Origin of the sequence: Bifidobacterium sp. ESL0690, assembly GCF_029392315.1 — a bacterium.
Taxonomy (GTDB): Bacteria; Actinomycetota; Actinomycetes; order Actinomycetales; family Bifidobacteriaceae; genus Bifidobacterium.
In genome coordinates this window covers 2,416,052-2,440,426 of the sequence record NZ_CP113939.1, presented here as the reverse complement: position 1 = coordinate 2,440,426, position 24,375 = coordinate 2,416,052, and the positions used below count along the sequence as shown (strand labels likewise).

18 protein-coding genes are annotated in these 24,375 nt (G+C 53.8%); 10 read left to right on the top strand and 8 right to left on the bottom strand.

The window, feature by feature from the left end:
- Positions 1-81 precede the first annotated feature (81 nt).
- Both OZX62_RS09465 and OZX62_RS09460 read left to right on the top strand, forming a co-directional pair.
- Positions 82-1,020, top strand: coding sequence for an aldo/keto reductase (locus OZX62_RS09465; protein ID WP_277175932.1), 939 nt, complete (start codon positions 82-84; stop codon positions 1,018-1,020).
- A 383-nt stretch (positions 1,021-1,403) separates the two neighbouring features.
- Positions 1,404-1,670 (top strand): hypothetical protein, encoded by a 267-nt coding sequence (locus OZX62_RS09460; RefSeq protein WP_277175931.1) that lies wholly within the window; start codon positions 1,404-1,406, stop codon positions 1,668-1,670.
- A 348-nt stretch (positions 1,671-2,018) separates the two neighbouring features.
- Here the strand turns inward: OZX62_RS09460 and OZX62_RS09455 are convergent, their stop codons facing one another.
- Together OZX62_RS09455 and OZX62_RS09450 are read right to left on the bottom strand one after the other, a co-directional pair.
- Positions 2,019-2,810 (bottom strand): nitroreductase family protein, encoded by a 792-nt coding sequence (locus OZX62_RS09455; protein ID WP_277175930.1) that lies wholly within the window; start codon positions 2,808-2,810, stop codon positions 2,019-2,021.
- 79 nt (positions 2,811-2,889) lie between these two features.
- Positions 2,890-3,618, bottom strand: a complete 729-nt coding sequence (locus OZX62_RS09450) for a DUF4235 domain-containing protein (RefSeq protein WP_277175929.1) — start codon at positions 3,616-3,618, stop codon at positions 2,890-2,892.
- Between the two features lie 97 nt (positions 3,619-3,715).
- Here OZX62_RS09450 and OZX62_RS09445 point away from each other — a divergent pair, with 97 nt between their 5' ends.
- Positions 3,716-4,414, top strand: a complete 699-nt coding sequence (locus OZX62_RS09445) for a histidine phosphatase family protein (protein WP_277175928.1) — start codon at positions 3,716-3,718, stop codon at positions 4,412-4,414.
- A gap of 143 nt (positions 4,415-4,557) precedes the next feature.
- On the opposite strand, the gene OZX62_RS09440 is transcribed toward OZX62_RS09445, so the two are convergent.
- From OZX62_RS09440 to OZX62_RS09430, 3 genes are all read right to left on the bottom strand, one after another.
- Positions 4,558-6,330 (bottom strand): glycoside hydrolase family 13 protein, encoded by a 1,773-nt coding sequence (locus tag OZX62_RS09440; protein WP_277175927.1) that lies wholly within the window; start codon positions 6,328-6,330, stop codon positions 4,558-4,560.
- Positions 6,331-6,501: 171 nt separating this feature from the next.
- On the bottom strand, positions 6,502-7,572 hold the full coding sequence (locus tag OZX62_RS09435; RefSeq protein WP_277175926.1) for a LacI family DNA-binding transcriptional regulator: 1,071 nt from the start codon (positions 7,570-7,572) through the stop codon (positions 6,502-6,504).
- Positions 7,573-7,726: 154 nt separating this feature from the next.
- On the bottom strand, positions 7,727-9,844 hold the full coding sequence (locus OZX62_RS09430; RefSeq protein ID WP_277175925.1) for a sugar-binding domain-containing protein: 2,118 nt from the start codon (positions 9,842-9,844) through the stop codon (positions 7,727-7,729).
- Positions 9,845-10,259: 415 nt separating this feature from the next.
- On the opposite strand from OZX62_RS09430, the gene OZX62_RS09425 reads away from it, so the two are divergent.
- The 7 genes from OZX62_RS09425 to gndA all read left to right on the top strand — a co-directional run bounded on the left by OZX62_RS09425 (position 10,260) and on the right by gndA (position 20,345).
- A complete protein-coding gene (locus tag OZX62_RS09425; RefSeq protein ID WP_277177094.1) occupies positions 10,260-11,090 on the top strand; it encodes a sugar ABC transporter permease in 831 nt (276 codons plus the stop codon).
- Position 11,091: 1 nt separating this feature from the next.
- On the top strand, positions 11,092-11,934 hold the full coding sequence (locus OZX62_RS09420; RefSeq protein ID WP_277175924.1) for a carbohydrate ABC transporter permease: 843 nt from the start codon (positions 11,092-11,094) through the stop codon (positions 11,932-11,934).
- Positions 11,935-12,055: 121 nt separating this feature from the next.
- Positions 12,056-13,300 carry an extracellular solute-binding protein gene (locus OZX62_RS09415; protein ID WP_277175923.1) on the top strand — a complete coding sequence of 415 codons (1,245 nt, stop codon included), beginning with the start codon at positions 12,056-12,058 and terminating at the stop codon, positions 13,298-13,300.
- 152 nt (positions 13,301-13,452) lie between these two features.
- Positions 13,453-15,501: an alpha-xylosidase gene (gene yicI, locus OZX62_RS09410; protein ID WP_277175922.1), complete on the top strand. Its 2,049-nt coding sequence runs from the start codon at positions 13,453-13,455 to the stop codon at positions 15,499-15,501.
- A 718-nt stretch (positions 15,502-16,219) separates the two neighbouring features.
- Positions 16,220-17,551, top strand: a complete 1,332-nt coding sequence (locus OZX62_RS09405) for an ATP-binding protein (RefSeq protein WP_277175921.1) — start codon at positions 16,220-16,222, stop codon at positions 17,549-17,551.
- A gap of 167 nt (positions 17,552-17,718) precedes the next feature.
- Positions 17,719-18,618 carry a tyrosine-protein phosphatase gene (locus OZX62_RS09400; RefSeq protein ID WP_277175920.1) on the top strand — a complete coding sequence of 300 codons (900 nt, stop codon included), beginning with the start codon at positions 17,719-17,721 and terminating at the stop codon, positions 18,616-18,618.
- A gap of 266 nt (positions 18,619-18,884) precedes the next feature.
- On the top strand, positions 18,885-20,345 hold the full coding sequence (gene gndA / locus OZX62_RS09395; protein ID WP_277175919.1) for an NADP-dependent phosphogluconate dehydrogenase: 1,461 nt from the start codon (positions 18,885-18,887) through the stop codon (positions 20,343-20,345).
- Positions 20,346-20,761: 416 nt separating this feature from the next.
- On the opposite strand, the gene pgl is transcribed toward gndA, so the two are convergent.
- From pgl to zwf, 3 genes are all read right to left on the bottom strand, one after another.
- Positions 20,762-21,586, bottom strand: a complete 825-nt coding sequence (pgl, locus tag OZX62_RS09390; protein ID WP_277175918.1) for a 6-phosphogluconolactonase — start codon at positions 21,584-21,586, stop codon at positions 20,762-20,764.
- Between the two features lie 250 nt (positions 21,587-21,836).
- A complete protein-coding gene (locus OZX62_RS09385) occupies positions 21,837-22,811 on the bottom strand; it encodes a glucose-6-phosphate dehydrogenase assembly protein OpcA (protein WP_277175917.1) in 975 nt (324 codons plus the stop codon).
- Positions 22,808-24,346 (bottom strand): glucose-6-phosphate dehydrogenase, encoded by a 1,539-nt coding sequence (zwf, locus tag OZX62_RS09380; protein WP_277175915.1) that lies wholly within the window; start codon positions 24,344-24,346, stop codon positions 22,808-22,810. The genes OZX62_RS09385 and zwf overlap by 4 nt, the downstream gene beginning before the upstream one ends.
- Between the last annotated feature and the right edge of the window lie 29 nt (positions 24,347-24,375).

The following is a 24,375-nucleotide window of genomic DNA, read 5'->3' as shown; positions in this document are numbered from 1 at the left end:
CGAGTATCTATCAAGCCACGGCATTTCGCCGTCACGCTCTAGACTGGGATTATCGGCTCATTGCCAAGGAAGGTGTGAATAATGAAATACAGCGAAATCGGAACGTCCGGCGTGAAAGCCTCGCGCGTGGCCCTCGGAGCAATGCGAATGAATGCCAAGAGTGCCGACGAAGCGCGCAAGATCGTGAGCACGGTGCTGGACGGCGGCGTGAATTTCTTCGATACCGCGGACTGCTATACGGCCGGCGAAAGCAGCAGGCGGCTCGGACAGGCGCTCAAGGACGTCGGCGTGGACCGCAGCAAGATTTATGTGCAGACGAAGTTTGGCATTTATCGCGATCCGGCGAACGATGAAATCACACGTTACGATTTTTCCAAGGATCATCTCATTGCTGCGCTTGACAGCGAACTGGAGAACCTGCAGACCGATTACGTCGATTTCGTGCTTCTGCATCGCCCCGATACGCTCGTCGAGCTCGATGGGCTGGCTGAAGCGTTCAACGAGCTGCAATCGAGTGGCAAAGTCCGTCATTTCGGCGTGAGCAACGTTAACCCAATGCAGGTCGAGATGCTGCAGAGTGCGCTCGACCAGAAACTCGAGGTCAACCAGCTGCAATTCGGTCTTGGACACACCGGCATGGTGCAGCAGGAAATTCACGTCAACATGCAGGACGCGCCGAGCGTCGACCATGATGGCGGGCTGATCAGCTACTCGCGCTTGAAGAAGATGACCATTCAGGCGTGGAGCCCGTTCCAGTTTGGCTTCTTCGAGGGCGTCTTTATCGACAACCCAAAGTTCCCCGAGCTCAATGAGGTGCTGCAGCGCGTTGCTGATGCTCATGGCGTCGCTAAGAACGCGATCGCCGTGGCCTGGATTCTGCGGCACCCAGCCAAGATGCAGGTGCTGTTGGGTTCGATGACCCCCAGCCGTCTCAAGGAGATGATGGCTGGCGCGGATGTCGAAATCACCGCTCAGGAGTGGTACGACCTCTACGTCGCCGCCGGCAACGATCTGCCGTAAAATCGCCGATCGATTATTCATGCGGGTAAACGGCATCTGGTTTCAACTCAGGTGCCGTTTACCCGCATTTTTGCATGTATACGCGCTGCTAGTGCTGGTAAACGGATGTTGGTTCGTTGTTGGATGAGGTTTACCCGCACCACTGTGTGCTATTAACGATTTCGTCGTGGTGCTGCTGGTAAACGGACTCTGGTTGCTGTGTACGTGCGGTTTTCCAGCACTAATGCGTAGGCTTTGCATTTTGCTGCTGGTAAACGGCATCTGGTTGTTGGTTATATGCAGTTTCCCAGCAGCAAAGTGTGAACGTGTGCGTCTGCTTGCTTGGTAATTGCAATTTCGTCGTTGTTCAGCCCGCTGTAATCCCGCGTTGCTAGGGTAGTGGCGTGCACTACTTCACCCCGAAACGTTGCGCCAGCTCGCGCAAGATCATCTACCACGACAAGGCTCAGGCCGAGCGCGCCGCCCGGCAAGCCTTCATCGAGCGCGGTGCCGAGTTGTGGGTGTATCGGTGCGAATATTGCGGTGGCTGGCATCTGACCCACCACGATCCGAAAGAGGAACAGTTCCTGCGCGGCGTGAGTGCTCAGGCTGCTGCCCAACGCAAAAGGCCTCACTCTCGCAAGCGCGGTTTCAAGCCGCGTCGCAGGTAATCGCCCTTTATCCGTAGCAAATTGGATTCAGCAAAGTGCACTTTTTTGACGCCAGCGTGAGAAAAGTGCACTCAAGGTGTGTAAAGTGCAGGTTTTTGACGGTGGCATGGGAAACGTGCAAGTTGGCTTGCTCAAAGTGCATGTTTTATACGGTGGCGTCAAAAAGATGCAGATCAGGTTTGGCAAAGTGCACTTTCTTGACGGTGACGTGGCAAAAGTGCGAGTTGACTGAAGCAAAGTGCATGTTTGAAACGTTAGCGTGTAAAACGTGCATGTAAAGCTGCGCAAAGTGCACTTTTTACACGCTAGCGTGAGGAAAGTGCACCCTGCGTAACTTAATCAGCAGGTTCAGCGGTCGAAACGGAAGCCTTGGTCTTCGGCGACCGGCTTGATGGAGCGGCTGAAGACGCCGGTGTCGACGGCATTGTTGGCGATTTGGTCACTGAAAGCGTCGACCGGGCGCGAGGTGTTGCGCAGATCGTAATACTTGTGGACCGTATCGTCGAAAGCTTTGAGTCCGTGGAGCAGCTCAGCATCGTCGGCAGGGTAGCGGTCGGCGAAGAACTGGTCGTCGCGCTCCATGCGCGGCTTCAGCGCCGGCGACTGGTCGGGTTTGCCGATGGCGAGGCCGAGCACGGGGTAGGTAAATTCGGGCAGGTGCAGCAGTTCGATGAGCTTGCGCGGGTTGTTCAAAACGGAACCGAGGATCACGCAGCCAAGGTCCAGCGAATACGCGGCCGTTTCCATGGCATGCAGCGCGAGAACGGCGTCGTTCTGCGCCTGGGTGAAGCGGTAGCTGGAGTTCAAGGTAAATTCGTCGGAGTGCACGTTGACGCCCTTGCGCTTGGCGATGGCGGCGTTGCGATGCTCGTCGGCGACGAAGAGGTATAGCAGCGGCGCTTCAGCCACGTAGGTCTGGTTGCAGATTTCGGCGATGGCGTCCTTGAGACTTTGGTCTTCCACGCGCACGGCCGACCAGTCCTGCAAATACTGGCTTGAGGCGGCGTGCTGGGCCACGGTTTCCAGCGTGGCGACGGTCTGTTCGTCGATGGTGTCAGGCTTGAATTTGCGGATCGAACGGCGGTTCAGCAGCGTTTCGATGGTTTCGTTGGTGCGAAGATTATTTTGAGATTCAGTCATAGCGCCATTCTTTCAGATAGGCACGAAACAAGCCAACGATTTTCCGCTCTGGGTAACGAGACGAATGTGAGATTGATATCTATTTCCTGCTGCGTCGGTTCTGCCGGCGGGTGACCAGCGCGTTCGAACCGCGCGTACCGAGCGTGGAGATGATGGAGCCGAACGCTGCCGAGGCCGCTGCGAAGATGACGCTGGCGATGAAACCTTGCTGTTGGGCTTCTTCGGCCCCATTCCCGGCCGAAGCGTGCCTGTTGGTGACTTGGCTATCCCAAACGGTTTTGAATACCTTGCCGGCCAACGCTCCCAGAACGGTTGGCAGCACGATTTTGAAGATTTTGTCGCCCAGAGTGTCCGGGTCTTGCAAGCGATGTTGACGCATGGTTTCTACTTTCTGGTCGACGCGATGGAGAGTTTCGACGATGTGGTCGGCCGATGAGGACGAGGGTGAAGATTCGTATGAAGTTGGTGCGGATGCGGGCGCGGACTGGTAGGAAGACGAGGGCAGCGTGAACGAGGAAGTTGCGGATGGCGAGGATGCGGGAATCGGAGCCTCTGAAGACCGTGATGCATTATTGCTGTTGCCGGATTGGCCGCTATCTAGACCACCGGTTGGCGCGGAATCAATTACGGAGCTGGCTTCGGTCTGATTGGATAGCGTGGAAGATACGGGCGGTACCGAAGACGCGGAAAGTCCGGAAGGTTTGGATGGCTTTGACGGCATGAACGAATCCCATTCTGACGTTTCGGGATTACGTGCGTTTTCCCTGCCGGCTTCCTTTATCGCGGTTTTGCTGTGTCTTGCGTGCATTTTTCCATAATAGACGCGGCACTGTCCCTGACACCGAATCCTTTGACGATAGCTGATTGATTTTGCGCCTTTTCCGGGCCTGCGTTAGAGTGGCGGTATGACTAATTATCTTACTTCGGGCGAAGGAGCCTCGAAACCCGGTTACTTGGTATTGATGCGCCACGGGCAAACCGCGTGGAGTTTGATCGGACGGTATACGGGTTGGACGGATGTGCCGTTGAACGCGGAGGGACGGCGACAGGCGTTGGCTGGCGGCAAACGATTGCGCGAGGCGTTTCCCGACGGTTTTGGTCGCGGGCACATTTTCTGCAGTCCGCTGCATCGTGCCAGCGAAACCGCACAATTGGCGGGATATTCCGATTTTGAAACGCTGGATGATTTGATGGAATGGGATTACGGCCCAGCTGAAGGCCGCAAGCGTGAGGAGATCAGCGCGGCGCTGGGGCACGATTGGTGCGTATGGGACGAAGGCCCTGAAATGCTGCCGTCTTCTCTGCAGGGTGACTGGGTCTGCACGCTTCCCAGCAGCGAAAAAGTGAACGTCCACAGTGGTACCGGTGAAACCGTCGAGGCGACCGCCGTTCGCGCTCGTCGCGTCATCGAACAGGTGACGCCGCTGATTCTCGCCGGCCACAACGTCTTGCTCGTCGCGCACGCGCATATCCTGCGAATCCTTACCACGCAATGGTTACACGCCGACCCGCATGCGGGCCGCCTCCTGCGTTTCGACACTGCCCACCATTCGGTGCTTGGTTACTACAAAAACGACCCGGTCATCGTCCGCTGGAACGTGTGAAGCGTGAACCTGTGAACTTGTGACCGATTGCGACGCAACACATTCTTGCGTTCGTTGCAGCGAAAAACGAAAAGTGCTTGGAACCTTATAAATTGCAAGGTTCCAAGCACTTATTCGTTATTGCTTGTTTCGGTCGCTACGGCTTACTTATCGAGCAAAAGCCAGGCGCTTGCGTCTTGCGGCAGGCCGCCGTCGGCTGCAAGTTCCGCGGAAGTGAGCAGAATTCGGCCCTTCGGCAAGGCTACGGGAGCCGCACCGAAGTTCGTGATGCTCGCAAACGTGGTCGGTGAGCCCTGGTAGACCGCCGGGCGCGTGTAGGCGATGACGTCATCGCCCATGTCGAGCCAATCAAGGCTCACGTGGTCGCCGGTGGCGGTCAGCAGTTCGGCACGATCCTTGAGCGCTGCGTGATAAAGCGTGAGCATTGAGGTCGGGTCGGCGGCTTCTTTGTCTGCTGCAAAATCCTTGAACCACAAGGGCTGCGGGAGATGCGGAGCCGCGGCGGGAGTTCCGTCGGCTTTGGTTGCAGGGGAGAAGCCGAACGTTGCGCCTTCGCCGAAGTTCTTGTCCCATTGTGCCGGCTTGGGTTCATCGTCAGCAACCCACGGCAGCGGCACGCGGCAACCGTCGCGCCCCTTGTCGGTGGCGGCTTGCTTGGTATTTGTCGCGTTCGGGTCTTCCAAACGGTCCCAAGGAATATCCGGCACCTCGAAAAGCCCGAGTTCCTCGCCCTGGTAAATGTAAACGGAACCTGGCAGACTCATTTCCATCAGGGCAGCGGCGCGTGCGCGACGGGTGCCGAGCGTGCGGTTTTCGAAGTAAGTCTTGCCGTCGCGCAGCAGCCAGTCCTTGGCGATTTGGTGCTTGTCGGTCGACGGGACCTGCGGCAGCCCGTAGCGCGTGGCGTTGCGCGGAATGTCGTGGTTGCTCATCACCCAAGTGGAGGTCGAACCGTTGGTGCGGGCCGCGGAATCAAGTCCTTCCGTGATGGCCGTGCGCATCTGGTCGACGTCCCAGTCGGCCTTGGCGAACTCAAAGTTGAAGACCTGCCCGAGCTCGTCGGTCGAAGCGTAAAGATGCTGGTGCTCGGGAACCACCCAAGCCTCCGCAACGGCGAAACGCGGCGGATTGTACTCGTTGAAGACCTGACGCCATTCCTTGTAAATGTCGTGGACTTCCGGCCGATCCCACATTGGGCTGCTGCCGTCGTGGCTCTCTTGGTCCTGTACGCTGAATTCCGCGCCCAGTTCCTCCATCGACTTGGAATCGAAGTCCTTGGCCAAACCGTGAGCCACGTCGATGCGGAAGCCGTCGACGCCATGGTCGCTCCAGAAGCGGAAGGTCTTCTTGAACTCTTCGTGGATGTCCGAGTTCTTCCAGTTGACGTCGGGCTGCTCGACGGCGAAGATGTGGAAATACCACTGGCCGTCATCGACGCGTTCCCAGGCCGGGCCGCCAAAAAGCGACTGCCAGTCATTCGGCGGCAACTCGCCGTTCTTTCCGCGTCCTTCGCGGAAGATGTAACGGTCTCGGGCGGCCGAGCCGCGGCCGGCCTTGAGCGCTTCTTGGAAGAAACGATGCTTGTTGGAGGTGTGGTTCGGCACGATGTCGACGATGACCTTGAGGCCGGAACCGTGCGCGGCGGCGACCATGTTGTCGAAATCGTCCATCGTCCCCAGCCGCGGGTCGACATTGCGGTAATCGATGACGTCGTAGCCGCCGTCGGCAAGTTCGGAAGGATAGAACGGCGAAAGCCAGATCGCGTCCACGCCCAGAGTCTTCAAATAATCCATCTTTTCGGTGATGCCGGCGATGTCGCCGAGTCCGTCGCCGTTGACGTCCTTGAAGCTGCGCGGATAGACCTGATAGACGACGGCCTGCTTCCACCAGTCGTCGCGCGAGTTGTTAGCGGTCATGATTTCCTTTCGTTGAAGGTTTCCCATTGGAATGTTGTTGCACGCTGTCGTTTTCGAATTTTATAAAACCGTAACATTCAATTTTTTTCATGTCCCTTATTATCCAATAATAGACTCTTGCGCGAGATGGCCTGTGTATCGCATATAGCAGATATAGGCGCGTCCAATGATTTAGAGTGTTCTGGGCGTCGCAGTTGTGTCGCGTAGCATTAATTGGATCGGGAAAGTGATATATGGGTTGTCAATTTCGCTGGGTTGGTCGCCTTTGGGCGTATCTTTTCCCGGTTGTGCAGAGCGTTTCTCTTGTTCGTGATTCATCGCGTCAAGGGTCTTGCGTGCCGCAGTTGCGCCTAGGAGATATGGGTCCTGATGCAGCGTCGTCAATCCGGTTTGCTTCGAAAGATTCACGTCGTCAAATCCGATTATCGAAAGATCTCGCGGTATTTCTCTGCCAAATCGTCGAATCCGATACAGTACCGGTAAAGCCACTTCGTCTCGAACGAAGCATACTGCGGTGGGAGCAGGGTCAGCGGTAAGGATCCCGTTGATTGCGGCATCGATAAGATTTTCGTCGTGATTGAATAGCATGACTTGCGGTATTACACTTGGATGATCTTTGCAGGCCTCTTGGAAACCTTGCAAACGCGAATCGGTGCTGTAATGCATGTGGCTGCCGTTTGCCGTTTCGCCAACATATCCGATAACCTTGTGGCCGAGGGCTACCAGATGATTGACGGCGATATGCATTGCTTTGCGATCATCGATGCTTACCGTGGCATCAAATCCTTTATTCGAAGGTACGCTGATTCCTATGACCGGAACGTGCATGCTTCCCAAACGTGAGACCTCGGAGGGATCAATATCGAATGAATTGACCACAACGGCGTCGACATTGCGTCTAACGGGAAGGTTTTCGAAAAACGCCTGCCTTTCTTTGATGTTGGCAAGTATGAAAACGGAAATGTCGTAGCCGGCCGGGTGCAGAACCGAATCGAGCCCCGCGAAAATGTGAGAATTGAACCATGTGGGTATGCCGTCATTGGTCAGCAACGCAACTCGGAATGATTGCCCGCTTTTTAATGACGCAGCCGAACGGGAAACGCTGAAGTCGAGATTTTCGGCAATTTCCATGACCTTTTTGCGGGTTTTGGCTGAAACGAGATCGGGTCTGGTAAATGTTCGCGAGACAGTGGAAATGGAGACGCCTGCCTTGTCGGCTACGGTTTGTATATCTGCTTCCATATTCGCCTCCGTGCGTACCGGCACTTATTATTACAACCGTTTATAGTATCAGCGCTGCAATTCATCGGTTGTTCAAGCTAATTTTAGCGTTGCCTTTGATTAAAGCGACTATTTGCGCGTCAATATGCCCTTATGTGCAGCGCCGTGCCGCGCATCATATCGAATACAACCTGATTCCATATTCGTGGCTGATCCGGTTTGGATGGCCTTTCGGGTGCTGAGGATGGTTGAATATATCTGTATACGTATTCTTGGCAATAACGGTTCCGGAGAGATCCTGCAAGCACAGTTCTGCGTCCCAACGATGGCCGTTATCGGTGATATCCAAAGTTGATACATCGGTTACGTCGCCGTTACCCAAAGTTATGGTTGTGTGGCTCTCGGCTTTCGTTCCGGCATCCCGGTCGACAATCTTCCACGAGACTTCGACGTTGGCCAGAATGCGGTTGGAATCGTTGACCGCCTTGATACTTTTGATGCAATGGGCTGTCTGCTCGAAAAATACCCCAATTGGTTGGTTTATGGCTTTTAGTTCGTTGTAAGCGGGCTTCGGCGTCCCTTTCCAGTCGAGCAGCCCGTAGAAGCTTTGAGGGCACAAATCGATGAACATAAACTGCACATAGCCCCAATTCGGCCTGTTTTTCTGGCAACGATAATGCTCGATGTAATACTTGGTGAGTCTGGATTGATAATGCTGCAGAGATGGAGTCAGCTTCGTCAATTCCTGAGTTATCCTGCTCGGCAAACCAACGGATTCCAAGTTGGCCGCTGCCCCGGGAGCGTCAAAGCCGAATTCCGTGTTCAATTTTTCTCTCGTGCCGTCGATATCGGTGTATGGCTTGTCAGGAGCTTCGAGAGATCCGCAGTAGTTATGGCTGTCGCCGCTATAAATGTCATCTGAGCAGAAAGAGCCTTTGATTGCTGGTCTTGTCCTGTCGAATTCGGTGATGACCTTGTAGATTTGTGGACCGGGACTTGTCGTCATGGCATAGCTCTGCGTGCCTTGGACCATGTCGTCGCAGCCCGGCTCATTGAGACAGATCCAGCAGATAATCGAGGGATGCCGGTCGAGCACGGCGACGGTATCGCGGAAAATTGTGATGAACCGACGTTCCCAGTCTTCGGATTTTGGTTGTGTCCAGTTGTATTCCGAATCTTGGATGATGACGATTCCCACGCGGTCGCACAAGTCATAGAATTCCGGATTTTCAACATGGACATGAACGCGGATAAGGTTGAAACCTGCGGCTTTTATCGCTTTGATGTCGCGTTCGTACCTTGCCTTGTTCATGGCGGACAAGTAGACGTCGGGGAAATAAGAGGTGCCTCGTACGTAGAACGGCAGTCCATTGATACGGAATTGCGTTTGATTATGGGTACGAATGAGCTCTACCGTTCTGAAGCCTATCTTTCGGCACAGGTTTTCATTGCCATCTATTGACAGACGAAGCGTATAGAGATTCTGTTCGCCTTGGTCCCACGGCCACCATGGCAGCGCATCGTTCAATGTCATGGAAATTTCGAAATCCCCATTGACTTGGTATTGCTCTTTTCTTACTGAAGAGCCATCCGGTGCTGTGATGGATAGGGTCAAGGAAGCTTCTGGGCCTATTAACCGTCCCTTTAACGTTACTTTTCCTGTACTGCCATCCAGTGTTGTCGAGATTCTGGTCTCACCCGTAAGGAATGATTCCTGTTGCTTTATGAGGCAGACGTTTCCGTATATTCCTACCGGATTCACGTCTCGGGCTATCAGTCCATCAGAGTGTTCGTAGGTGCCTTTGATGAGCTGGCGTTCAACGAGGTGCGTACGTTCCTGCGACGCGTTGTCTCTGACACTCGGGTCCCAAGGAGACCAAACTTTCACGATGAGCGTGTTGTCTCCGTGGTGTACAAAAGGTGTCACGTCGCATTCAAAAGGCAGGGAATACCCTTCATGGCAGGCCACCAGTTTCCCGTTGAACCAGACTTTTGCATAGTAGTCAACATTGGTGAAGCGAAGGGTGTAGCGGTTGGTGTCTGTCTCTTCGTTGAGCGTGATGATATTGCGGTACCACCAGGGCGCTTCATTGAAATAGCGTAATTCCCTGCCCCAGTAAGGGTGCTGTGCAAACAGCAGCTGAAGATGTTTGAGGGCCTCGATCGGTTCCCATTGCGAGATTTGAGGGCCGATATCCGTGAGATCGGGATCGTTATACAACTTCAGGTATTCTCCCTCATCGTGGACGTCCTGAAGAACGGACCAGCCGGTATCGATGTCAATTTGTTTCATTCGCGTGACCCCATTGCTTTATTGACCCCTTGATTCGTTTGTTCGGTGCGATGCGTTTGACATATAAAGTTCGATAAACATCGTTCCGTGGGAAAATTATAAAAGATTGAGTTGATTATTGCAAACGGTTGCTATAGTATGGTTACGTTATTTTCGAAGCTTTGAAATAACAATGTTTTATTGCTTTCTTTATAACATTGTAGTTAAGGAGAATTAAATATGAGTGGATTATTTCCGTGATAAAATGTAAGCGTTTGCAATAGGATATTCCTCAATCTGACGCATTCAGGATTTGTCGTCGGAATGTGGAGCGTGTCCATTTTGTCTCTCGGAGAATTTGACTGTGTGGCTGGTCTGAAACAGCCACAATCCATGAAGGAGTGGAGATATGAGACGTCGTACTGGTTATGCCTTGATGGTCGTGCCAGGTGTAATATTTCTTTTTGTTTTTATGACCGTCCCCGCATTGATGGGTATGTTCTACAGTCTGACCGACTATAGGGGATACGGGGGATGGAATTTCATAGGGTTCAAGAATTACGCCCAACTGTTTACCGACCCATCGGTAATTCATAGTTATATATTCACTATCGGTTTTGCGTTGTTGGCCTCGATTCTGACCAACGTCATCAGCCTTTTGCTTGCGGTCTGCCTGACGCAGAACATTCGGTTCCGCAGTTTCCTAAGAGGCGTGTTCTTCCTGCCGGCGGTGCTCGCCACCATCGTCATCGGCTATGTTTTCAACTTTATCTTTTCGCAGGTCGTTACCTCAGTCGGTAAAGGATTACATAACGATTTTCTCTCCAAAAGCATCTTGGGCAACAGCCAATGGGCGTGGGTCGCTATCGTGATTGTCGCTGTCTGGCAGGCTTGCGCGGTGACGACGGTCATTTATATGACAGGTATCGAGTCCATTTCAACCGATATCTATGAAGCGGCGAAAGTGGATGGCGCGAACACGGTCCAGACATTCTGGAAGATTACGCTGCCTCTGGTGACTCCGTTTGTCATGGTGAATATGATTCTCCAGCTGAAAACCCAGCTTCAGGTCTTTGATTTGATTGTGGCTCTTACCAATGGCGGGCCTGGAACCGCGACGCAATCGATTTCGTTCCTTATTTATCGCAACGGGTTCCAGGGCGGTCAATTCGCCTATCAATCGGCCAATGCAGTCGTTTATTTCCTGCTGATTTTGGCGATTTCGTTGATTCAAATGGGTGTGTTTGGCTCCAAGGAGGAGAAGTAATATGGATAGCTCAAGCAAACTTATCAGGAAGCGCAGCAACTGGCTGTTGACCATATTCCTTATATTCTGCTCCCTGACGGTGCTGATTCCGATGTATCTGACGCTATCCACCGCTTTGAAGGATCGCCAGCAGAGCGCGAAAAGCCTATGGGCGTTGCCGACGCAATGGCGATGGAGCAATTTCTCGGAAGCCATCGTCGAGACCAATTTCTGGAGGGCTTTGGGCAACAGCCTGATTCTGACGATCGTTTCGGTGGTCATCGGTGTGCTGACGAATGCCATGATCGGATACGCCATAGCCCGCAACATGAACCGTAAAGGCTTCAAGATCGCCTATTTCTATATCGTTTCAGCGATGTTCATCCCATTTTCGATTCTGATGCTGCCGCTGGTCAAAGAGATGAGCATGCTGGGATTGGACAATCTTTACGGGTTGATACCAATCTACGTCATTTACAACCTGCCGTTCAACACCATGTTCTACGTGGGCTATATGGACACGATTCCCAGAAGTCTTGATGAAGCCGCGATGCTTGATGGCGCCAATACCTGGCAAACGTTCTGGAAGGTCATTTTCCCGTTGCTGGGACCGGCTAACGCAACCGTTGGCATTTTGCAAACATTGTGGGTATGGAATGATTTCATGCTGCCTTTGGTGATGATATCGAAGCAGGATCAGTACACTATTCCTCTCACTCAGTACATGTTCCAAAGTGCCTTTAATACCAACTATAATCTGTCATTTGCTTCATACACGCTCGCTATGATTCCGATGCTTATCGTGTATCTGTTCGCGCAAAAGCAGATTATCAACGGTGTTGCTGCAGGATCTGTAAAAGAGTGACTCTTTAATTCTCTTTAATTTGATTTTGCAAACGATTGCATTATAATAATTGATGAGCGGCAGCGGAGAAGCGATTGGGCCATTCGCTGCCGTTAGAAACAAACTCCAAAGGAGAAGTGAAATGCTAAGGAAAAAGGCGATTAAGTGCGTTGCGCTCGTGGCTTCCATTGCCATGGCAATTCCTATGATGGCTGGCTGCGGCGGCAATTCCGCAGATGGAAAGGAACACATCCAGTTCTTCCAGAAGAAGCCTGAATCGGTGAAAATCACCAACAAGCTGATTAAGGAATTCGAAGCTCAGAATCCGAATATCACTGTTGAACAGCAAACGGCTTCCAACCCCATCACCGTGTTGAAGTCCCGTATGGCCAAGAACGACGTCCCCGATGTCATCACTGCTGATGGTACCTATTACAACGATCTGGTCAAGGCAAACATTCTTACCGAGCAGACGGGAACCACGGCCTACAAGTCCGTGGCGAACAAGTCCTATTATGATTACCTGCATAAGATCGGCCAGACCAAGAAGAACTATGTTGTGCCGTGGTCCATCATTGGTGAAGGCGTGCTGTACAACAAGGATATCTTTACCAAGCTCGGTCTGACGGCTCCCACCACATGGGATGAGTTCGTCCAGACGGCCCAAAAAGTCAAGGATGCAGGTCAGCAGCCCTTCATCTTCACTTGGAAGGATGCCGATCCCGCCAATAAGATGGCTATGGCAGTGGCTGCTCCGGAACAGGGCAAGGATTTCTGGGACAATCTGCAAAAAGGCAAGGCAAGCTTCGCCAAGAATCCCGGTTGGAAGCTTTCTGCTGATCGTATGCTCAAATTGAAGACCTTCGCTCAGGAAGATCCTGCAGGTACGGATTATGATACTGGCAACTCGCAATTCGCCAATGGCAAGTCCGCCATGTATATTCAGGGAATCTGGGCCATTCCGGCAATTCTTGAGGCCAATCCCAACATTCATCTTGGATTCTTCGTGCTGCCTACCCGTGATCAGCCCAACACGACTCCTCTGATTTCCGGTACCGATGCATTGATTGGTGTTTCTTCTGCTTCCAAGCACCAGAAGGCGGCTCAGAAGTTCCTTACATTCCTGCTCTCCAAAAAGATTCAGAAGGAATATACGGATGACCAGAACCTGCTTTCCGTTCGCTCTGATGTCCCCGCGAATACCGACGTGCTGAAGGCGATGAAGGCCGATTACATCGATAAGGGCAAGACCTGCATCTTCCCGGATGTTATGTTTACCGGTGCGAGCGATATGCAGGGGTTGAGCCAGGAGTTCCTTGAGAAGGGCGATGTCAACGCCTACCTCAATGCGCTCGACGCAGATTTCCAGAAGAACGGTATCAAGTAACCATAACGTCTTCCGATTTTGAAATGCTTGGGCTCTTTTTGCGTCTGCACGAAGAGCCTGGGCTTTCGTTTGTTGCGTGAATTTGCGGGCTATCGGAATTCGTATGGCGATATGTACTGTAAAAAATTACGATTTTTGTAAAGGTTAAATTCATGAAGTTTTTAAACGGTGCCTGGCTGGTCAAAAAGGGTTACGACGTGAGGTATGCCGCGAATGTGTATACGGCGGACATTACCGAGGACAAGCTGACGCTTTATTGCCCGCTTGGAAGACATATCCATACCGTAGGGGACACATACAATATTGGACTTTTGACCATCGAGGTCACCAGCCCCCGTCCGAACATCATCACGACGAGACTCATCAACTATAAAAAAGACCGGAGCCGGTGCCCCAAGTACGAGTTGAATGAAACCCATCCGCAGGTCCAAATCGATGAGAACGAGAAGGAATGGACTTTTACGTCCGGCAGGCTGGCATTGCATATTGCCAAGGGCGAGCTGATTGATTTTCTTTATACGTTCGACGGCAAGCAGATTGCGCGTTCGGGCTGGCGAGGCAAATCCGTGGTGCTGGATCCTCAAGGCCAAACCAATATCGTCGAACAGCTTGAGTTGGGTGTCAACGAGAAGATTTACGGTCTGGGGGAGAGGTTTACCAATTTTGTGAAAAACGGCCAAACCGTGGAGAGCTGGAACCTCGATGGAGGCGCCGAAAGCGAGCAAGCGTATAAAAACGTACCTTTCTATCTGAGCAACAAGAAATATGGCTTGTTCGTGAACACACCTGGAAGAGTGAGTTTCGAAATCGGCTCGGAAAAGGTTTCCCGAGTTCAATTCTCCGTACCTGAACAGGAGATGTCGTATTCGGTTATTGGTGGTACGGATCTCAAAGACATCATCAACAACTATACGGATTTGACCGGCAAGCCGCCTGTGGTTCCTGAGTGGAGTCTCGGACTGTGGCTCTCCACTTCGATGAGCCCGTATTTTGATCAGAACACCATCATCAAGATGGTCGACGACATGGCAAAGCATGATATTCCGCTAAGCGTCGTGCATATCGACAGCCATTGGATGAAGGAAATGGAATGGTGCAGTTTCGAGTGGGATGAAACGAAATTCCCTGACCCCGAAAAAATGCTGTCCGAACTTCATAAACGTGGTGTCAAGGCTTGCTTATGGCTGAACCCCTATATAGCTCAGAAATCGTCGATATTCGACGAGGGCGCGAAGAACGGTTATTTCATCAAGGATGCCGACGGTTCGCCTTGGCAGTGGGATATGTGGCAGCCGGGGATGGCTATAGTCGATTTCACCAATCCGGATGCCAAAAAATGGTACCAATCCAAGTTGCGGCATTTGCTGGAGCAGGGTATCGATTGCTTCAAGACCGATTTCGGCGAACGAATTCCCACCGAAAACGTCAGTTATTATGACGGCTCCGACCCAAAGCTGATGCATAACTACTACACACTGCTGTATAACCAAGCCGTCTATGAGGTCACTGCGGAGGTCAAAGGCGAGGAGAATGCGGTCGTCTTTGCCCGTTCGGCTACCGTGGGCAGCCAGAAATACCCTGTTCATTGGGGTGGTGACCCGAATCCGACCTATTTGGCCATGGCCGATTCGTTGCGAGGTGGCCTGTCGTTGGGAATGGGTGGTTTCGGCTATTGGAGCCATGACATTGCCGGTTTCGAGGAAAGCCCTGTTCCTCCGACGCCTGATCTTTATATGCGCTGGACACAGTTCGGACTGCTCTCATCGCACTCCCGTTACCACGGGGCCGGGGATATCAAGGTTCCGTGGCGATACGGCTCCGAAGCGGTTGAAGTCACGCGTGAGTTCAGCAAGCTCAAAGATAGTTTGCGCCCTTATTTGATGAAGATGAGCCAAGAGGCACATCGGTTTGGTACGCCGGTCATGCGCGCGATGGTTCTGGAATTCCCGGACGACCCGAACTGTGAGGATATCGACACCCAATACATGCTGGGTGACGATTTGCTCGTGGCTCCCGTCTTTTCGGAGGATGGTGTGGTTCGCTTCTACGTTCCTGACGCCAAAGGTGAGATGCAGGGGAAGCCTTGGGTCAACCTTCTCACGAAAGAATCGTATGAGCCAAACCGTTGGTATACGCAACAATATGATTACCATACGTTGCCTTTGTTGGTGCGGCCTGGTGCCGATCCTTTGAACGTCTGACTGATGATGCCGGTTGTCTGATCCGCTTAGGTACCGTGCAATCGAATAAGGGCTAAATACGAGTAGCTTTGTCGTTATTTAGCCCTTATTTTATTTGTTGATTATATTGGTGAATTGGCTGCTGCACGCAGGCCGATTACTCGAACGGATAGCGTAGGCCCCAATCGGCGCGAATCCGGTCCATGACGCCAAGAATTCGTAAGGTATCGCTGTGGCGATGCTGGCTGTATGGTGGCGATGATGGAGCTGAAGACTTCGGCCATGGCACCGTTTCCGTAGGCCAGAGTGGTGAAACTCTGCGCGTCTACGCCGATGGAACGGAGTTGTATGGAAGTCTGGATTTTCGCGATTGGTTGTGAATTAAGTTGTAGGGTTTGTTGCGGGCTTTGTTGTTGCGATATCTGCTGCTCGCGTTCTCCTCACGGGTTTTGTTGCCCAAGAACGGTATCGACGAATGGCAAAGCGTAAATGCCGATACCCGGCATCATTGCCCCCTGTCTGGGTATATGATCTCCGCTATGTGCAACAGCGGAGATGTCATAAGACTACAGCTAGTCTCGTTTTATAAAATTCCGAAAGGGAGTAAGCTGGCAAAACGTCGCAAACTGCTGTTTGCGAGAGGTAGAAAACGTCGCAAAACGCAATCTGATATTTATGAAAAACGTCGCAAAACTATGCTAAATTGATATGTAAAACGTCGCAGAATGGTGGTGTAAGGTTGAAATTGCAACGATTAGCTGAAAAGCGTTTAAAGGCGTGGCACAATAACCCGCAGCATCGTGCTTTGCTTATTGACGGAGCGCGACAGGTAGGCAAGACGTACCTTGTCCGTCAATTCGCCAAATCGAATTATGACGTCTTCCTGGAAATCAATTTCATCGAGACTCCAAGCGCCAAAACGGTTTTCGAGGGAGATCTCAATGCGGATACCCTTATCGCCAATCTTTCGATCTACTCCAACAAGCCTTTCGTCCCGGGAAAGACGTTGATTTTCCTAGACGAAATTCAGGAGTGTCCGCGCGCGCGAACCGCAATCAAATTCCTCGTCGACGACGGGCGTTTCGACTACATCGAATCGGGCTCGTTGCTGGGTGTCTCATATAAGGAAGTTCCTTCATATCCGGTTGGTTACGAAGAACATTTGACGATGTACCCGTTGACATTGCAGGAATTCTATTGGGCGAATGGCATCCAGCAGTCGGTCATTGACGAGGTTGGCGGCGCATTCAAAGAATTGAGACCGGTAGTAGAGGTTTTCCATCAGCGTCTGATGTCGCTGTTTTCGTACTATATGGTTGTCGGTGGCATGCCTGCAGCGGTTTCCGCGTTTGTGGAGACAAATGATTTGAATGCAGTAGGCAATGTGCAACGTGATATCTTGTCGCTGTATCGTCAGGATATCGCTAAATATGCTGATACCAGCGTCGGCCGTATGCATATCAAGTCGATTTTCGATGCCGTGCCTTCGCAACTCAATAAGAAGAACAAGCGTTTTGTCTTGGCTGATTTGTCGAAAACTGCCCGAATGGAAAGATACGCCAGTGATTTCATGTGGTTGGCCGATGCCGGTGTCGTCCTTCCGTGCCGGAACGTCTCAGAACCCGTTTATCCGCTGAAACTCAACGAAAAGCATAGTCTGATGAAGGTGTTTCTCTGTGATGTCGGCTTACTGAGTGCGGCCAGTGCGGGGTCGACGGCATTGGAAATCATGCAGGGGAATGTAGGTGTTAACTGGGGCAGTTCACTTGAGAATTTCGTAGCTCAGGAGCTAACGGCTCAAGGTTTTGATCTTTTCTATTTCGATAAGGCGAAAATAGGCGAAGTCGATTTTCTGATGCAGCGCGGCAGCGCCATCGTGCCGGTAGAAGCGAAATCAGGAAAAGATTTTGCTGTTCATGCCGCACTCGATAAATTGTTGGCCGTCAAAGAATGGAAGCTTGATTCCGGTTTTGTGCTTTGCAATAGCAATGTAGAACACGAAAAAAAGAATGATGTCGTCATTGATTTGCCGTGGTACATGACGATGTTCATGAAACCTCAAGGGTTTTAGAAATATAGTGCAAAGAGGCCTCGGCACACCAATTCAGCTCATATTGTGGCGACTGTCAGTCGCGTTTAAGGATTGTGGATAGACTTATTGCGTTATTGACTTTATCAACAATCCACGCGCGAGAAAGTTGCGCGATTAGGCAGGCAAGGCCGCGAAAGAAGGATTTTATGACAAGCTCGCAAACGCAAGCGACGTCCGACAACGATTCGGTCTCCAAGGACGCTGGCGCTGATACGCCGGGCGACATTACTGACGTTAGCGACATTACTGACGTTAGCAACAATGCCGACACCAGCTATCTCGACTATCGTCCCGAAGGCGACGGAGCCGGCGTCGAAATCGACGGAGTTCCCAACTCCCGCGGCATCGGCGGCTACCCGACGCAGGATGGCCGCAAGTTGCGTGACGGGCTGTTCTTCCGTGCCGCCGGCCTCAATTTCCTGGGCGAGCATGGCGTCGACGACCTGCGACGCCTCGATATCAAAGAGGTAGTGGACCTGCGCGACCCGCTTGAAATCAAGCAATGGCCGTATACGCTCCCCGATGACATCCACGTCGACCGTGTTCCGCTGCTCAAAACCAGTATGAGCGTGCTGGGCGGCATGAAAAAAGTGGCCAAGGGCATCGATATGGCCGAAATGTACCACGATATCGTTTTCGGTTCGGCCGAGCAGATTGTGCTCATCCTGCGCAAACTCTTGAAAGACGACGGCCACCCGATGCTCATCCATTGCACCGCCGGCAAAGACCGTACCGGCATCACCGCAGGCATCCTGATGAGTCTGCTTGGGGTGAGCGACGACATGGTGGTCTCCTGCTATGCCCAGTCCGGTGCGAACCTCGGCGCCGCATTCAAAAAAACCGTGATGAAAGGTCTTACGAACGACGAAAAAGGTGTCGGCCGGATTTCGGCCGCCCAGACCGCGATGCTCGCCTCTCCGCCGGAACTGATGCGTGGCGTGCTTGCCGGCATCAAGGACGAGTACGGCTCGGTCGAGCAATATTGCTTGCAAAACGGCATGAGCGAAGACGAAGTCGCTGGGTTGCGTGCGTTGTTCTTGGAATAAATAATATCTATTTCGCAATAGATAATACATAATGGGTAATAGGCTATGCTAAGTTGCCGGAATTTGCAGACCGTTGATCCCGGCAATGTGGGACATTCCACGTTTTCTGAACGCAAGTAGGTGCAGTTAGATATAGACTTGGAATGCAGGTATTCGGGCTTCAGCAAAGTTCCGGAATACTTAAGAGCTTAGGCGGAATAAAGGGGTACCGGAAAGATAGGCCGGCACCGTTTTCGCCGAAGGAATGTCAAGTTGAAAGGCGAACAATGACGGAAGCTATTGCAAATATTGGAGTCGTCGGTCTGGCGGCAATGGGGTCGAACCTCGCGAGGAACCTTGCGCATCACGGCAACACCGTGGCGCTTTACAATCGTCACTATGAGCGCACCGAAAAGCTCATGGAAGAGCACGGCAGCGAAGGCAAGTTCGTGCCCGCCAAGACCATTGACGAATTCGTGGCGTCGCTCACCAAGCCGCGCACGGCCATCATCATGGTCAAGGCCGGTGCGCCGACCGACGCGATGATCGAGGCGCTCGCTGACGCCATGGATCCGGGCGACATCATCGTCGACGGCGGCAACTCCTACTTCAAGGACACCATCCGTCGCGAGAAGGAAATCCGCGCCCGTGGCCTGCATTTCGTCGGCTGCGGCGTTTCCGGCGGCGAAGAGGGCGCCTTGAACGGCCCGTCCATGATGCCCGGCGGCACCGATGAGTCCTGGAAGACCCTCGGCCCGATCCTCAAGTCCATCGCCGCGAAGGCGGAAGGCGAGCCCTGCGTCACCCACATCGGTGAGAACGGCGCCGGACACTTCGTCAAGATGGTCCACAACGGCATCGAGTACGCCGACATGCAGCTTATCGCCGAAAGCTACGACCTCATGCGTCGCGGCATGGGCATGACCCCCGACGAGATCGGCGACGTGTTCGAGGCTTGGGACAAGACCGAGCTCAACTCCTACCTCATTGAGATTACTGCCGATCTGCTGCACCAGAAGGACAAGAAGACCGGTAAGCCGCTGGTTGACATCATCGTCGATCAGGCCGGCATGAAGGGCACTGGCACCTGGACGGTTCAGACCGCCCTCGAGCTTGGCACTCCGGTCACCGCTATCGCTGAAGGCGTGTTCGCACGCGGCCTTTCCGATCAGGTTGAGCTGCGCGAAGGCGCTGCCAAGCAGAACTTGGCCGGCCCTGACGGCAAGATTTCGTTCGCGAACGACGACGAACGCAAGGCCTTCATCGAAGACATCCGCCAGGCACTCTATGCCTCCAAGATCGTCGCCTACGCACAGGGCTTCAACGAGATCAACGACGGCGCCAAGCAGTACGACTGGAAGATTGATCTGGCTGCGGTTGCGCGCATCTGGCGCGGCGGCTGCATCATTCGCGCCCAGTTCCTCAACGTCGTCTCCGATGCCTTCGAGTCCGGCGAGGCAGATATTTCGCTGCTCTTTGCTCCGTACTTCAAGAGCGCTATCGAAAATGCGCAGAGCGCTTGGCGTCGCGTGGTGGCCAAGGCCGCGACCTGCGGCATCCCCGCGCCGGTCTTCTCGACTTCGCTTTCCTACTACGACGGCATGCGCTCCAAGCGTCTGCCCGCCTCCATCATTCAGGCTCAGCGCGATCTCTTCGGTGCCCACACCTACGGCCGCGTCGACGAGCCCGGTGCCTTCCACACCCTGTGGGCCGAGCCCGGTCGCCCGGAAGAAAAGATGTCCGACTGATTTGGACATCTGATCGCTATAGCTGGTTGAAGCGCTAAGCTGCTATAGTTTGGTTCATTCCGTCTTCTGTTGAATATTGATAATCTTTGGTATTCATCAGGAGACGGTTTTCTATTTCGGGATGTTGATTTGCGAACTCCGGTGTTCGTCTGTTGCACTCTTTTGTGCTGGTAAACGGACTTTGAAAGTCCGTGAGGTGCGGTTTGCCTGCATTGGGTTGCGGGAAGCTGTTGGTAGTGCTGGTAAACGGACTTTGAGAGTCCGTGAGGTGCGGTTTACCTGCATTGGGTCGTGGGAGAAGCTATTGATAGTGCTGGTAAACAGCTTCTTAGTGTTGATAAGATGACGTTTACCAGCATCAATGTGTAATTTACGATTTTGATCGTTGTTTCTAGCTAAGTAAGTGTATTGCGGATTTACAACTTTGCAACCGCATCAGGCGTCGTGAACCATACGAACTCCTCGGTTCCGGTGGCGAAGCTTGCCGGGTAGGCCGGGTTGCTGGCCTGAGCGAAGACATGGGCGGTGGCATCGGCCTTGCCGGCTCCGCAGGTGAGCATCCAGGTGCGGCGGGTTCGGGCAAGCATCGGGGCGGTCATCGAGATGCGCAGCGGCGGCATCTTGGGGGAGTGCGAGACGCCAACGGCCAGGCGCGCCGGATCGGTCACCTTGATTCCGTCGTGGTCCGGGAAAAGCGAGGCAAAGTGGCCATCGGGGCCCATGCCAAGAATCAGCAGATCCATCGCGGGCTCATCGCCGAGTTCGCGTCTGAGATCGTTTTCATAATCTGCGGCGGCCTTGGCGAGCAGCTCGTCGTTTTGGGCATCACTGGCAGCGGCGACTTCTTCGGGTGTGCGCGTGTCCACAGCCATCTCGTGGATGTTGCTTTCCGGCAGACGCCCGTCAGCGACGAGCTTGTTGAGGAAACGTTCGCGGGCCTGCCACGAGCTGCGGTCTTCGTCAGTCGCCGCGACAAAACGGTCGTCGCCCCACCAGAAGTGAACGCGGCTGAAATCGATGGCATCGACCAGCGGGTTTGAAGCCATGTAAGTCAGTGCGCGGAGAATATCGGATCCGCCGGTCAGTGCTACGTCGTAGCGGCTGCGGACCGGTTTCGTCTCCGCCCCAGCGCTGCTGTCTTGCTCGCTCAGCCCGTCCAAGATGGCGAGCAACGTGCGTTGTGCTGCCGCCCGAGCCACGGTTTCCGCGTCCTTATATACTTCCAGTTTCCGATCGGCCATGTGCAGTGTGCTCCTTATTACATTGAATATTGTCAGTCTAGATGAACCCAACGGCCATATTTATTGGTATCGAATAAGTTTTTGAAATTACCAAGATCGCGTTGCCGCACCATAAATATGCAAAAATCAGAATGCCCTGAAACCTCAAACGAAAGTTTCATAGCATCCCGATTATTGCGTTTACTGTTTTACGTTAGACGGTTAGAACTCGGCGTTAGACGCTCAGCTCCCAGCGCCGACACCCCAATGCTCAGCTTTGGATCATATCCCAGCCCGTGCGGATCACGTCGGCGTAGACCTCATCCGGATCAATGCGGCGCAATTCCTCGCTCAGACAGTCCTCCAACGTGCGCAGTGGCATGGCGACCTTCTGCGGGGTCTGGCCGGGCTGGCTGATGACGGCTTCCTGCGAATCGGGCCGCTCCAACGCAATGGTACCGTCAGAACGGTTCAGGTAGACCCCGGTTATCGCGTCGGCGCCGGTGACATAACCGAGTTCAACCGGCACGTTGAGCTTCAGCGCAAGCCAAGCCGCGAGTAGCTTCAACGGTAGATAATCAGGCTGGCCGATTACTTTGACGGACTCGATCGGCAGGTGCGGCGGCTGGTCGATGGTGGTGGCCAACATCGCACGCCACGTGGTCAGGCGAGTCCATGAGAAGTCGACATCTTTAGGCTCCCAGTTTGCGCGAAGCTTGGCAAAAGTCGCATCCGGGTCTTTGGAACGGAGCGCATCTGTAATACGGCTTCCGGCCATGGCGCCCAGAGGGTCGCGGGACGGGTTTGCCGGCGGATTGGTCGGCCACCAGGTGACGACCGGTGCGTCCGGAACCAACAAAGGCATAACAAGCGTATCGGTATGCTGGCAAAGTCCACCGCGCGGGCGCAGAATGATGACTTCGCCTGCCCCGGCATCAGCGCCGAAGCGAACCTGTGCGTCCAAATCGGTCTCAACGTCGCCGGAATCGGTGACGTAGCAATCGGGTTCCTTGTCGACGTCACAGAACGGCAGTTCCTTGCTGTTTGGCACGATGGCGATGACGCGGCAAGGGTGCTCGCGGCCTGCGGAATTGGCGATTCTCAGCGCATTCTCGAGCTCTTGTTCATCCGTCGAGATGATGAGCGTCAGCACGCGGTCGTTGCCGGCCTCGCCGCGCTCTTGGTGCAGCTCGTCGATTTTGCGCGCGATGGCGTTGGTCTGGGTATCGGGCATTTTGATGATCATGGCATCCTCCAATGGCGTCCGTCGCGTGCGAGCATTTCATCGGCTTCCTTCGGCCCCCAAGTGCCGGCGCGGTAAGGTTGCGGCTGGCCGAGCGTGGACCAATATTCTTCAATCGGGTCAAGAATCTGCCAGCTCAGGTCGACCTCTTTGGTGGTCGGGAAGAGCGGTGGATCGCCGAGCAGCACGTCGAGAATCAAGCGTTCGTAAGCTTCAGGCGAGTTTTCGGTGAAGCTGCGGCCGTAGCTGAAGTCCATCGACACATCGCGGACCTCCATGGCGGTGGCTCCTGGCACCTTCGCGCCGAAGCGCATGGTGACGCCCTCATTGGGCTGCACGCGAATGACGATGGCATTGTTGCCGAGTTCGCGCACGGCGGTCTGCTCGAAGGGCAGGTGCGGGGCGCGCTTGAAGACCACGGCGATTTCCGTGACGCGCTTGCCCAGGCGTTTGCCGGTACGCAGGTAGAACGGCACTCCGGCCCAGCGGCGCGTATCGACGTCGAGCGTGATGGCGGCGTAGGTCTCGGTGGTGCTTGACTTGTCGATGCCTTTTTCGTCGAGGTATCCGCAGACTTCCTGCGAACCTTGCCAGCCGGCGGCGTACTGGCCGCGGGCGGTATAGGCGCTGAGGTCTTTTGGCAGACGTACGGCGGAAAGCACCTTCGTCTTTTCGGCGGTGAGGTCGGAGGCGGCGAAGCTCACCGGTTCCTCCATCGCGGTCAGGGCCATCAGCTGGAGCAAATGGTTCTGGATGACATCGCGAGCTGCACCGATACCGTCGTAGTATCCGGCGCGGCCGCCGATGCCGATGTCCTCGGCCATGGTGATCTGCACGTGGTCGACGTAGTTGGAGTTCCAGATCGGCTCGAACATGGAGTTGGCGAAGCGCAGCGCCAGCATGTTCTGCACGGTTTCCTTGCCGAGGTAATGGTCGATGCGGAAGACTGAGCTCGGGTCGAAGACTTCGGAGACGACGCGGTCGAGTTCCTTCGCGCTTTCGAGGTCGTGGCCGAACGGCTTCTCGATGATGACTCGGCGCCATGCGTTGTCATTCGATTTTGCCAGTCCAGAATCGGCGAGTTGCTTCGAAACGATGGGGAAGGCGCTCGGCGGCACGGACATGTAGAACGCGTGGTTGCCGCGGGTGCCGCGATCACGGTCGAGCTCCTTGACCGTCTGGCTCAGGCGTTCGAAGGCCTCTTTATCGTCAAACGTGCCTTGCACGAAGCGCATTCCCTTGGCGAGGTTGGCCCAGGTCGATTCGCGGAATGGCGTACGGCAGTGGGCCTTCACGTTCTCTTTGACGAAGTTCGCGAATTCTTCATTACTCCACGGACGGCGGCCGAAGCCGATAAGTCCGAAACTTGGCGGCAACAGGCCGCGATTGGCCAAATCGTAGATGGCCGGCTGTAGTTTCTTTTTGGCCAAATCGCCGGTGACGCCGAAAATCACTAGACTGCAGGGTCCGGCAATGCGCGGCAGCCGCAGGTCTCGCGGATCGCGCAGAGGGTTCACCCAAGTTTTTTGTTCACTCATGCTGCCTAGTGTAGTGCCAAGCCCAGTAT